At 63.6% G+C, this 1,342-nt stretch carries 3 protein-coding genes; 1 reads left to right on the top strand and 2 read right to left on the bottom strand.

What is annotated here, in order from left to right:
- Window positions 1-353 (top strand): LPXTG cell wall anchor domain-containing protein (locus G1H11_RS24920; RefSeq protein ID WP_163821416.1); only part of this gene is annotated, 353 nt, incomplete at its 5' end.
- A gap of 190 nt (window positions 354-543) precedes the next feature.
- Here the strand turns inward: G1H11_RS24920 and G1H11_RS24915 are convergent.
- Window positions 544-921, bottom strand: coding sequence for a type II toxin-antitoxin system death-on-curing family toxin (locus tag G1H11_RS24915; protein ID WP_163821414.1), 378 nt, complete (start codon window positions 919-921; stop codon window positions 544-546).
- Complete coding sequence (locus G1H11_RS24910; RefSeq protein WP_163821412.1) at window positions 918-1,118, bottom strand: Arc family DNA-binding protein; 201 nt, start codon at window positions 1,116-1,118, stop codon at window positions 918-920. The genes G1H11_RS24915 and G1H11_RS24910 overlap by 4 nt, the downstream gene beginning before the upstream one ends.
- Between the last annotated feature and the right edge of the window lie 224 nt (window positions 1,119-1,342).

Raw genomic sequence — 1,342 nt, 5'->3', positions numbered from 1 at the left:
GTGATCTGGATGTCGACGAGGTGGTGACCATCACGTACTCGGTCACCGTCGGCGACACTCCGAATGCGGTGCTGCGCAACGTCGTCACCAGTGATGACGAGCGGGCGGTGTGTGTGGATGCTGCCGATGGCAACGATGGCTGCACCACGACGCACAACACGCCGCCGAAGCCGCCGGTCACGCCGCCTCCGCCGGATGGCCCGGACCTGCCGGACACCGGTCAGGGTGTGCACACCTGGATCCTGCTGATGGGTGCGGCTCTGCTGATCGGCGGGTTCATGCTCGCCTCGGCCACCGGCCGCCGAGAGGAGGCAGCGGGCGAGCGGGCCGCGAACCTCAACGACCTGCTCTAACCCCTCGGGCGTGGTGGCCCCGACCCCCTAGGCGGGGCCACCACGCACACCCAACCCAACTTCATAGCACGTGTCACTCGTGTGTCTCCCTGGCTTCCGGCCCGTCCGTTCCGGCAACCAGGGAGACATCTCCTTGTGGCGCAGGGCCCTCGCTGCCAATTGAGTGGACCGATGTCCGCTCAATGTGCAGTCATTCTGCAAGGGCGCGGAGTTGTCTTGCGATCTCGGTGACCTCGTCCAGCTCACCTGACGCGATATCGAGGACGAACTGTTCTGCCCGGTCGACATCGGCCCGCAGCGGAGGGACGTCGTTGAGCTCGAGGAAGGTACGCATCGCTACCCAGCCAAGCCGTTTGTTTCCGTCCAGCAAGGGATGGTTACGGATCAACGAATGACCCAGTGCGGCGGCTTTGACCCAAAGGTCTGGGTAGGCGTCGCTACCGAAGACGCTTGCCTGTGGCCGTGCAGCGGCTGATTCCAGGAGGCCGTGGTCGCGCACGAGAGGCTGGGTGCCGGTGGCGTTCATGGCGATGACGAGCAGGTCCTCGGCCGTGAGGAACTCTGTCACGCGAGCCGCCGAAGCAACTCAGCGTCCTCCTCAGCGATGCGTGCGCTCAGTGCGTCGACCTGGGCTGTGCGCTGATGCCGCTTGACGTATTCTTCGGTGGCCACGATGAGCGTCTGTGTGATGCTCCGGCGCTCGGCCGCTGCGATCCGCCGAACCTGTTCGTGGAGTTCGGGTGGGAGATCGAATGTGGTGGCCATGGCCTCAACAATAGCATCGTCGCTATGCCATTTCTATGGCACCGATGTGCTGGTTCTGTGGCTGCTCCGTGATCGGCTGGCCGCATGTCCGAGTCGAATGTGACGCACGTCACGTTTGATCGTCGTGCTTATTCGTGTCTCGCGTAACTCAGAGGTACTAGGTGCGTTCCTACCCTCACTCTCCGTGTACCTCACGGCGGATGAGGGATGACGGGACGAGCTTT

Origin of the sequence: Phytoactinopolyspora alkaliphila, assembly GCF_010550695.1 — a bacterium.
GTDB classification, from domain to species: Bacteria; Actinomycetota; Actinomycetes; order Jiangellales; family Jiangellaceae; genus Phytoactinopolyspora; species Phytoactinopolyspora alkaliphila.
This window is presented reverse-complemented; position numbering and strand designations above follow the sequence as displayed.